The following is a 10,839-nucleotide window of genomic DNA, read 5'->3' on the forward strand; positions in this document are numbered from 1 at the left end:
TGAGCTCATCGGCGAGAGCCGCGCCGGGGGCGGGTCGGTCCCACGGGTCGCTTGGCGACGGCTCATGCGACCCGCGCTGGCGGCGGCGCAGGCTCAGCTCCGCTGGCGTTTCGGGCCGCCGCCTGGCGTATGGGCGCGCCACACGCCGATCGATGCCGGGTTCCTGAAGCGCTCGCGGATCAGGGAGCACATGCACCGTACCGAGCCGCTCGTCGGTCGGTTCTCGGCGCGCACGCCGCGCGAGCAGCAGCGCGCCACGCTGATGCCGGGCGTGATCGCCGCCGGCGCATTTCTGCACGAACTCGGCGCCGCATATGGGCTGGATATCCGCGACCCCACCGCGGATCTGCGGCTGATCGAGTTTTGCTTCCGGATCCCACCGAATCAGCATTTCCATAACGGCCAGGGCCGCTGGCTGATGCGCCGGGCGATGAAAGGCCTGCTGCCCGAGTCCGTCCGCTGCAACACCCGGCGCGGTGTGCAGTCCCCTGATCTGGAGCGACTCGCCCGATGCGAATTGGCGGGATTCGGCCGAATCGTCGCGCAGATCGAATGCTCCCCGACCGCGTCGCAATACCTGTCACTCCCGCTCTTACGTCGGCTCTGGCACGACCTGCAGGATCCGGCGAGCCCGGATGCGGAACGCTCCGCCTATTACCTCTTGGGGATGCTCTCGGTCGGGTTGTTTCTGATGCGCGAGGAACGCGCAGCCGCGTAGTTATGGCCCTGCACCGGACCAACGACGACCGGTGTGATCCGGGTGGGGCCGAGGGGGCGGCGCAATCCCGCCGTGCCCTTGCACGGCCACCGAAGATCGGGCATCGTCGCGGGCTTCGCCAAGCTTCCCAAGGAGTTACCCCATGCGCACCACACCGGATGCAAATCTGCCCGCAGCGGAAGCCTCCGATGCGGAGGCACCCGGTCAGGAGCGTGCTGGCGGCAAGCTGCGGTGGCGCACCCCCACAGCCGAAGAGGTCCCGTTCACGCGGACTGAATTCGGCGGCGGCCCCCTCAACTTTGCAGATTTCGCCGTCTACGGTAGCTGAGGGTACTATCCCGGCTTCGATCGCCTTTCCTCATGTCCCTCCTGTTCCGAACGAGCCAACCGCTCTCCCACTTGCAGAGCGGCTGCATGATCCTCGAGCACGGCCCGGCTGGCTCGGCGATGCGCCTGAACGCGACCGCCCGGCGTATCTGGGAGCTGACCGAGAGACCCATTGACGTCGCAACCCTTTGCGGCCAGGTGGGATGTGAATTCGAGGTAAGTTGCGCGGAATGCGAGGACGAGGTCCGTGCCTTCGTCAACGAGCTTGTGCGCGCAGGGCTCGTGGAGGGGCTGGCCGAGCCCGCGGGAGAGCCGGGGACGCGGACCCGCTACCTCGAGCTCCTGAAGCGCGCGCTGGTCAATCTCATCTATCCGGAGCACGAGCTGCGCATCGAGCTACTGGAGGAGCACGCTCGAGCAGGCCGGGCCGCGCCAGCCGAGCAGCTCATGCGCGACATCCGGTACGCGAGCCCGGCGGCCTACACGGAGCTTGTCAGCGCCAAGCGGGAGGGAGCCGTCCGTAATCGGCGTGCCAACCGGTTCTCCCACACGATGGTTGGGACGGCACGCCTGGACAACCTGGAATACTGTGCTCGCAAGGTATTTGCTGATGGCGTGCCGGGGGACTTCCTGGAGGCCGGGGTGTGCCAGGGCGGGGCCGCGATCTTCCTGCGCGCTCTTCAAGTCGCGTTCGGAGAGGCGCAGCGGCGGGTGTGGCTCGCCGACTCTTTCCGGGGGCTTCCGCCGCCTACCCACGCGATCGACCGCGCGGCCGGGCACGACTGGAGCGAAGCAAAGCAGCCGTGGCTCGCCTGCGCTCTCGGGGCGGTGCAGGACAACTTCCGCACCTACGACCTTCTGGACGATGGTGTGTGCTGGCTCCCGGGCTGGTTTGCGGACACGCTGCCGACGGCTCCGGTGGAGCAGCTCGCGATCCTGCGAGCCGATGCCGATCTGTATCAGTCGACCCGTGACATCCTCGAGGCACTGTACGAGCGCGTTTCACCTGGCGGATTCGTTGTGATCGATGATTACGGGGCCATAGAAGCTTGCCGCCTGGCCGTCGACACGTTCCGGGAGGAGCGTGCGATCAGCGCGCCGTTGCGCCGGGTCGATTGGACCGGCGTCTATTGGAGGCGCGAGGCGTGAGCGAACGATTCACCGCCCTCGTGCTGCATCCCCATCGCATGATGGGCGAAAACCAGGCCGTGTGGTACCAGACCGTCGACTACCCAATTCGACTGTTCGCCGATGACGCCGATTGGCAAATTTATGCCCTCGGCGCGAACGATCCCGGCGCCCCCGAGGCCGCGCTGGCATGCGACCTCCTCCTCATCCACATGCTAGCCACGCCGGAACTCGAAACGCTGATCGCGCTGCGACAGGCCCAGGGCCGGCCGATCGTGTATGAGATCAGCGACAACATCCTTGCGCTCGGTGGCTGGCTTCCTTCCGCCCATGCGCTCCGAAGTCCGCTCGTCAGGCAGCAAATCCTGCGTTACGCCGCAATCTGCGACGGCCTTCAGACCTACTCGCCGGGCGTGGCGGAGGCCTTCGGACCTGTCGCGAGGCGGGTCAGCGTGGTGGACTATTCGCTTCCGGACGTGCCCGAGCACATGCCCGAAAAGCCGGAGGGTTTCGTCTTCGGCTGGGCCGGTACGACGTCGCACCGGGCGGACCTTCTGGTACTCTCGCCGGTCGTGACGGAGTTCTGCCGGCGTCATACCGAGTCAACGTTCGCGTTCATGGGCGACCGGCAGCTCCTGGACGAGTGCTTCGCCGGGATCCCGCCTCGCCAGATCGACTACCGGCCCTTCGGCCCGCACCCCGATTACCTGCAGTTCGTGCGCGGATGGCACGTCGGCATCGCGCCGGCCGAGGATACGCCCTTCAACCGCGGGCGGTCCGATGGCAAGTTCGTGGAATATGCGGCGGTTGGCGCCGTGCCGCTGCTCAGCGACATTCCCATTTACCGGCCGCATGCCGACCGTGCCGCCCTGTTCAAGCATCCGGGCGATCTCGCGGCCGCACTTGAGCGCCTCCATTCCGATCCGGACGCTCGAAACGCGCTCGCCCGGCGAGCGCACCAGTGGGTGCGGACGAACCGCACGGGCGAGGCTGGGCGCACCGCTCGGAAGCAATTCTATGGGTCGCTTGTGCGGCCATCCGCCCTGCCGACGCGCAACCGCATTCGGCCCCCGGCTCCCCGGCTAGCGGCCGGACTCGAGGACGCACTGGAGGCTTTCCGGCATCAGGATCATGAACGCGCCCTGCGGCTCTGCCGGGAGTTGCTGCGCGCGCGACCCGACTTCGCCCAGGCGGTTTGGCTAGCGGCCGTGAGTCTTGAGGCGCTAGGCCGCGATGCCGAGTTGCTCGAGGGCATAGATGGTAACCTGCCGACACCTGTCTATGCGGATCTGCACGCGGAACTGCGTTATCACGCGGCGCTCCGTTCACGGCCTGCCGAAGCCGGTGGCCATTTGGATCGCATCCGTAGCCCACTGCGGCGACTCCGGCTGCGCGCGCGCGAGTCGCACGACAAGCGACAGTTCTATGCCGACGTGCTCCGCCACAGTCCTTACGACTTCTTCGCCCTTTTCGCGCTGATCCGGCTGCTTACGCTGGACGAGGGGGTAGACAGCGCAGAGCTGGCATCGCTCTGGGCGCGCGCCTGTTTCGTGGCGCCGGAGCGGGTTCCTCACTCCCGTCGTCACCCGCGCCTCGCGCCGTTTCTGCCCCGCTGATGATGGAGCACTTTCGATACAAAATTTATGGCCTTGTGCTGCGATCCAACCAGCCGCTGCCAGCGCCACAGGCCGACGATGATGCTCCGGTCGATGTAGAGATCGACATCGCGAAGGCGCCGGTGCCTAACCTCGAGTGGAGCGGCTCGGAGCCGATCTACCGCGGGACCGAGAGCCTCTGGCATCTCGACGACGAAACTTGGCGGCTCGGCTACACGGACCATCGAAGCGGCGCGCGCTGGGACATCACCTGCGAATGGGGCGCGCAGATCACAGTCCGATGGATGGAGGGGATCTCGGTGCCGGACATCGGGACCGTGCTCGTCAATTCCGCCCTCGCGGTGGCGCTGCACCTGCGCGGCATCCCGTGCCTGCACGCCAGCGGGGTTCTTGTAAGTGAGCGAGCAGCACTGCTGCTTGGTCCCTCCGGAGCAGGAAAGTCGACGACAGCAGCCGCCCTGATGGCGGCAGGAAACGCGCTGCTGACGGACGACATCGCCGCGCTCGATCTAGAGCCGCAGCGGGTGCTGGTCTATCCGGGGCACCCGCGGCTGCGCCTGCTGGCCGACAGCGCCGACGCTGTGAACGGCCGCTTCGACGTGCTTCACCCGGTCTGGGTCGATCCGGGAATGAGCAGAAAGCGCTACCTCGATCCGGCGACCGCGGCTGCGGCGGCGCGGGCGGCGTCCCGGCTCGCGGTCATCTACGTGCTGACACCGCGCCGAGTCGGCCCGCATCAACCCGCCATTACGGCGCTGGAGCCGCGCGAGGCGCTTGGCCACCTGCTCGCCTGCACCTACGCGAGCGGCTGGCTCGACGCGCGGCGGCGAGCGCGTCTATTCCGTTGCCTTGCGAGAGTAACAGAACTGGTGCCGGTACGACGCGTCGACCGCGTCGACGGACTGGGCGACCTGCCCCGGCTGGCTCGCTTGCTCTCTGCGGATGCCGACTTGATAGCCGCGCCATGTCTTCCCCGATAGACCCTGGATTCCCGCAGCCGACATCACAGCATAGCGGCTCGGACGCCGAGCGCCTGCTCGCCGCGCTCCTCGTCGGGCGCGCCGACCCGCGCCATGTGGGCCCCGCCCTGGCCGCGTCCCTCGTACCGCTTGCGGTGGACCACGGCGTCGGCCCGTCGCTACTCGATGCAGTGCAGGCCGCGCAGCTTGATCCTGCCGGATCTCCATGGGGGCCGCTCGTTCCATACGCCCGTCTCATCGGTCGGCGGTATCTCCGGGCGCGCCTCGAGCAGGCGCGTATCGAGAGTGTGCTCACGCCGCTCGGAATCGATTGGGTGTGGTTGAAGGGATACGCGCTCGCCCACACGGCGTATCCGCGCCCGGCGCTCAGGCCCATGCTGGACCTCGACCTGCTGGTCCCGGCGGAACGGAGCGAGGAAGCGCACGCTGCGATCCGAGCATTGGCCTACCGCTTGGCGGATGCCCCGCCCTTATTTCCAGGAGCGGAGCGCAACCTGCACCACATGCCGGCGCTTTGGGGGCCGAGCGGTATCGTGGTCGAGCTGCACACCAGGCTGCACCCGTCCGAGGACGTGCTGCCCGCCGCGCAGTTCGCCTGGTTCCGAGACCAGACGACGGAAACCCAAGCCGCCAATGTACGGGTGCGACATTTCAAGCCGGAGGCACAGCTCCTTCACCTTTGTGCTCATGCAATCCTGCAGCACGGGGAGGGGGAGCTGATTTTGCAGCGCTACTACGACTGTCACCTGGTCCTATCGAACAGCCCCCAATTCGACTGGCGGACATTGCTCAACCAAGCCGCGGCTTTGGGGTGGAGCTTCGCAATGGAGCGCGCCATCACGCAGGCACACGACTATTTTCAGACGCGGATTCCCGATCATGCGTGGACGGCGCTTCGTGCCCGCCCTCGCAGCCGCGCGGCAAGGCGGGCGACGAGGCTTGCACTGGCTCTGAAGCGCCCACCGGCAGCGAGCGTTGTGCACAAGGCGCTTGCATTTGCCCCTTCGGGTCTTCTGCGCCTCTACGTGATCGCGCGCCTGCTGGTGCCGTCAGCCGTTTACATGCAGTGGCGCTACGGGGTGGACGCCCGTCAACTCCCGCTCGCCTACGCGCGCCGCTGGTGCGAGTTCGCTCGGCACCTGCGCGCGTTGCGCGGGCGGTTGCGCCCATGAGGCTACGGGGGTCCGCGCTTGGGCCAATGCGGTTCATCACGAACGCCGGGGGTGTGCCATCAGCATGATGTTGATGACGACTCAGATGTCGGTCACTAAATAGGAGAGCCCCGCCCGCGAATTAAGCGGTTTCGCTTCCGAACAGGGGCCTCTAACGCAGCGAAAGAAATAAGAACTGGATGCTATGTTTTTCGCGGCTATGAAGCGCTGCGACGAGCAGCGAAAAACTGGAGAAGGTTGGATCCCAGTTGCTCTCCCTCCGCCATTCCCAAGCGAGAGCTGCCATCCAACATTCTCCAATCTGGCTATCCGTCGCACTCCCGGGCTTCTATACAGGCTCTTGGGGATTGCCTCTCGCACCGCGCGCGATCCTACTTGGCCATGGTAGCTTTCAACCAGCCGATTCGGCGCCGCCGAGGCGCTTCGCCACCATGGTTCGATCAATGAAGCAGCAGACAAGCAAACGGCGCGCGCGCAAAGTGCTGGAGAAACCGACCGTCCTCGGCTGGAGAACCAGCGACGAGGATGAACTCAGTGTGCGGCGCTGGCGCGGGCGCACCGAGATCGCAAGAATCGAGGCGCTGGAACCAGAGCACGGGCTGTACGGAAGCTTTCGCGTGCACTCGACTTCAGGGAGTGCCTATGACGTGGAGATCCGTGATCTCGCAGCCCCTAAGAATTCCTGCGGTTGTGTGGATCATCGCGTCAACGGGCTTGGAACCTGCAAGCACATCGAAGGGGTTCTGGCGCTGCTCAGGACGAAGCGCCGCGCCCGCGGCCTCACGGCAGCTTCCAAAAAACCTCCGCGCGTCGAGATTTTTCTCAACCGCGCTGGAGCGACGGCGCCGGCAATCCTGTGGACCAAGGGCGAGCCGAACGCAGAGGCGCGCGCCTTCCTCGGTCCCTTCTGCGGTCGCGACGGTGCGTTGAAATCGGGACTGGCCAACATCAAGGCGCTTGTCGACGCCGCGCCTTGCGCGCCCGACTCTATTCGCATCTCGCGTCATGTCCGAATTTGGCTCGATCGTGAAACGCGCCTTGCCAGGCGCGAAAAGTCGCGCGCGGCGTTTCTCGCCGCCGTGGAGGAAGGCCGCGCATCGTGGGATGTCGTCAAGCAACCGCTGTTGCCTTATCAGAAGGAGGGCGCGGCGCATCTTGCGTTTCACGAGCGCGCGCTGCTTGCCGACGAAATGGGCCTTGGCAAGACCGTGCAGGCGATTGCCGCCTGCGAATTGCTGGCGCGGCAGAAGGGCATCGAACGGGTGCTGGTGGTCTCCCCCACTTCGGTCAAGGCGGAATGGGAGGACCAGATCGCGCGCTTCACCGACCGGGGCGCGCGCTTCATTGCAGGCCTGCGTCCCGAGCGGCTGCGGTTTTATTCCGAGCCCGCCTTCTTCACACTGGTCAATTACGAGCAGGTGGTGAGGGACGCCGACGACATCAACCGCCTGCTGAAGCCGGACGTCGTGATCCTCGACGAGGCCCAGCGGATCAAGAACTGGCAGACCAAGACGGCGCGGCAGGTCAAGTCGCTCCGATCGCCGTTCGCCTTTGTCCTCACCGGCACTCCGCTGGAGAACCGGATCGATGAAACCTATTCCATCGTTCAGTATCTCGACCCTGAACTATTCGGACCGCTGTTCCGTTTCAACCGTGATTTCTACGAGCTTGACCAGCGGGGCCGCGCGGTCGGCTACCGCAATCTCGACGGGATGCACCGCCGGCTTTCCTCGATCATGCTGCGCCGGCGTAAGCGAGACGTTGAGAAGGAACTTCCCGGCCGCACGGTCAAGACCTTCTTCGTACCGATGGCGGAGGAGCAAGCCGTGCGATACGCCGACTATGAACACTCGGCACGCCGGCTCGCCGCCATCGCCGAGCGCCGCCCGCTGACCAAGGAGGAGTTCGACCGACTACAGCAATATCTCGCCTGCATGCGCATGATTTGCGATACGCCCGCCATTCTCGACCCTGAGTGCCGGGTATGCCCCAAGCTGCACGAGCTGGAAGGCGTGCTGGAAGAATTACTCGAAGAGCGCGACTGCAAGATCGTCGTGTTCTCCGAATGGGTGCGGATGCTCGACCTTGTACGGGAATTGGCAGCAGAGATGGGCATCGATTGCGCCTGGCACACCGGGAGCGTGCCGCAATTGCGCCGCCGTGCCGAGATCGCCCGTTTCCGCGAGGATCCGGCGTGCCGGTTGTTCCTCACGTCGGATGCCGGCGCGACCGGCCTCAATCTGCAGGTAGCGAGCTGCGTCATCAATCTTGACCTGCCATGGAATCCGGCCAGGCTCGAACAGCGCATCGCCCGCGTCTGGCGCAAAGGGCAAAGGCGGGCGGTAACGGCGGTCAATTTCGTGACCGAGAATTCGATCGAGCATTCGATCCTGCACCTGCTCGCGCACAAGCAGACGCTTGCCGACGGCGTGCTCGACGGAATGGGAGACTTTTCGGAAATCAAGATGCCGTCCGGCCGCGCCGCCCTGATCGAGCGTATGCAAGCCATGCTGGGCCAGGCCAGGGCCGCTCCAATCAAAGTGCTGTCGCCTGCGGAAGCACTCGTCGAGGACCTGCGCGCGCGCCATGGCGATCGCTTTGTTCATGCCGAGATACGGGCGGACCGTCTACTCGTGGTGCTGGACGGCGACGTATCCTTGATCGCCTCCGAACAAGCGCGCTTGTCTGCGGCAAATCCGGCCGGTGTCCCGCCGATCGAGACGATCGCTCGCCCCGGTTGGGAGATGCTGCAACGGCTTGTGCAGGCCGGCATCCTGCACTTCACGAGCGTGCCAGCCCGCATTCTATATCGCGCGGGCAGCGACGCGGATGTGCAATTGGCTGAGCCGCACGTACGTGCCGCCTGAGAGCTCGTGCCCGCGATCAAGTTGTGGAGAAGGTTCGATCCCGGTTCCTCTGCCTCCGCAACGAGTATTGTTCTCCTTATATCCGATTGTTCGAAGCGACAGCGAAAACAACTAGGAGTGCGATAGCCGGGCCGGAGTAGGTCGGTCAAGGAACGTTTAGCTCAAGAATGCGGGCCTAGATCGAAACGGTCATCGCGAAGACCGAGTGAGTACCAGGCCGCGGAAATTTAAGTTGCCGATTTAGACAAGATGTGGTCGACCAACTGTCGCGCATGCTTTGGCAACTCGTCCAATTCTCGCACGCAGATCATGAGTCGGCGTCGTGCCCAGGCATCCGAAAGCTTTATGCAGACCAAATTTCCGTTTAGTTGCGCCCTGACCGCAGCGCGCTCGGGAACGACGGCGACGCCGATACCCTGCTCGACCAACCTGCATACGGCATCAAAGGTACTCAGGCGAACCCTCCAACGAATAGTCTTTGACAACCGAGTTGCGTGCGACTCAAGGTGGTCCATTAGAGCGCTATTCCGCATGAGACCCACAAAGTCCTGCGTGAGAGCTTGGCTGAATTCTACCCCTGTCAGTTCAGAAAAGGCATGTCCAGCCGGAACAACGAGAACGAGTTGGTCTACGACGAAGGGAAAACTTCTAAGTTGTCCAATCGGAAAAATGTCAGCCACTATTCCTGCATCACCGGCTCCGCACGAAATGGCCTGAATGATCTCATGGCTCGGCCGTTCTTCAATTTCCAAATCAACGTTCTGATAAGTACGCAGGTAGTCTGAGAGTAGATCCGGCAAGAACTCCGATAAGCCGGCTGTATTTGAGAGCAGACGAATGCGTCCTCTTAGTCCGTTGGCATATTCAGACAGTTCTCCGCGCATCACCTCGTTTTGCTTCAGAATGGTGCGTGCGTGATGCGCCAATGCGATTCCCGCCGGCGTTGGTCTGACCCCACGCGACTCTCGGAACAACAGGGCGGTCCCTATTTCATGTTCCATATTGCGAATGCGCTCGCTTGCTGACGGTGGGGCAACATGAGCGTTGTTGGCGCCTTGAGTGATACTGGAGCTTTCCGTTACGCTTAAGAAAAGGCGCAAATCAGCCAGGTCGAAACGCATTCCGATAACCTTTGCGTTGTCGTGGTGTGGGCGTCCCCCGAAAGAAGTCGACGCAGTACCGCCGCTCCAGTTATTTTCAGAATGCCTCAAAGCGATGCGCTTCAAAGCGTAGCGTGCAGCCGGTAATTGGCCAGTCGGTCAGCAGACTATTTCCGTTTGGATCGATACGCGCGAACTCCATGCGATGGAAACGTTAGGTATTTCCGAATCCACAATGCTTGAATTCCAGTTTGTCCGCGTCCGACTGTCCATATACGCAGTAGCATATGAATATCGCCGCACAAATTATTTCGGAAAGCATTCGCCAATCGCTTGCATTTGTTGGTTATGCACGGGCCGATAATTTAGTGGGGCAGAAGCGCTTGCGGCCGGCATGCTGAGTCGCGTCACGCCACCTGGATTGTATTTGCAGATGGTTCGCGAGCTTGGCGAGAAAATCGCGGCTAATTCTCGATTGAGCGTGCGAACAGAAGATACTGTTTCCGGCGCTCGCGGAACGATGAAGGCGACGGATGAAAACGATCCTCGCCACAGGAGGAGTAAGTCCCGGGATTGATAGCCGTGCCTTATCGCGCCCGCGGAGAACGACGACAAGAGGAGAGTATAATGCCGGATATCCTGACCGAGGTGAGAGGCTCGTGGCTTCAAGGCAAGCAGGCCGCGTTTTTGGAAGCCATACACCAAGCGGTTGTGCAAGCTTTCAAAACGCCAAACGACGAACCGTTGGCGCGTCTCATAGAACATTCGGCCAGCAGCTACCTTACGCCGTTCGCAGCGGGAGAGCGCTTTACGCGGATCGAGATTGTTCTGTTCGAGGGACGCTCCCTCGAAGCCAAACGTGAATTATACCGAGCCATGGTGCGAAACCTCCAACCATTCGAAGTCCCTGCGGAGGATGTGAAGGTTGTTT

General features: G+C 63.5%; 9 protein-coding genes. 8 read left to right on the plus strand and 1 reads right to left on the minus strand.

What is annotated here, in order from left to right:
• The 7 genes from VGP39_RS16335 to VGP39_RS16365 form a co-directional block, all read left to right on the plus strand.
• Positions 1–718: asparagine synthase-related protein (locus tag VGP39_RS16335; protein ID WP_327569143.1), on the plus strand; the 718-nt coding region annotated here is incomplete at its 5' end.
• A 142-nt stretch (positions 719–860) separates the two neighbouring features.
• Positions 861–1,046, plus strand: coding sequence for a hypothetical protein (locus VGP39_RS16340; protein ID WP_327569144.1), 186 nt, complete (start codon positions 861–863; stop codon positions 1,044–1,046).
• Between the two features lie 86 nt (positions 1,047–1,132).
• Positions 1,133–2,194 carry a PqqD family peptide modification chaperone gene (locus tag VGP39_RS16345; RefSeq protein WP_327569145.1) on the plus strand — a complete coding sequence of 354 codons (1,062 nt, stop codon included), beginning with the start codon at positions 1,133–1,135 and terminating at the stop codon, positions 2,192–2,194.
• Entirely contained in the window at positions 2,191–3,789 is a 1,599-nt protein-coding gene (locus VGP39_RS16350) for a glycosyltransferase family protein (protein WP_327569146.1), read from the plus strand. Before VGP39_RS16345 ends, VGP39_RS16350 begins: the two co-directional genes overlap by 4 nt.
• Positions 3,789–4,769: a hypothetical protein gene (locus tag VGP39_RS16355; protein WP_327569147.1), complete on the plus strand. Its 981-nt coding sequence runs from the start codon at positions 3,789–3,791 to the stop codon at positions 4,767–4,769. The genes VGP39_RS16350 and VGP39_RS16355 overlap by 1 nt, the downstream gene beginning before the upstream one ends.
• Positions 4,754–5,941, plus strand: a complete 1,188-nt coding sequence (locus VGP39_RS16360; RefSeq protein WP_327569148.1) for a nucleotidyltransferase family protein — start codon at positions 4,754–4,756, stop codon at positions 5,939–5,941. Before VGP39_RS16355 ends, VGP39_RS16360 begins: the two co-directional genes overlap by 16 nt.
• A gap of 248 nt (positions 5,942–6,189) precedes the next feature.
• Positions 6,190–8,808: a DEAD/DEAH box helicase gene (locus VGP39_RS16365; RefSeq protein ID WP_327569149.1), complete on the plus strand. Its 2,619-nt coding sequence runs from the start codon at positions 6,190–6,192 to the stop codon at positions 8,806–8,808.
• A gap of 227 nt (positions 8,809–9,035) precedes the next feature.
• On the opposite strand, the gene VGP39_RS16370 is transcribed toward VGP39_RS16365, so the two are convergent.
• Complete coding sequence (locus VGP39_RS16370; RefSeq protein WP_327569150.1) at positions 9,036–9,929, minus strand: LysR substrate-binding domain-containing protein; 894 nt, start codon at positions 9,927–9,929, stop codon at positions 9,036–9,038.
• A 606-nt stretch (positions 9,930–10,535) separates the two neighbouring features.
• On the opposite strand from VGP39_RS16370, the gene VGP39_RS16375 reads away from it, so the two are divergent.
• Positions 10,536–10,839, plus strand: a 304-nt coding sequence (locus VGP39_RS16375) for a tautomerase family protein (protein ID WP_327569151.1), incomplete at its 3' end; no start/stop codon positions are given.

This window comes from Bradyrhizobium sp. (genome assembly GCF_036009065.1).
In the GTDB taxonomy this organism is placed as follows: Bacteria; Pseudomonadota; Alphaproteobacteria; order Rhizobiales; family Xanthobacteraceae; genus Bradyrhizobium.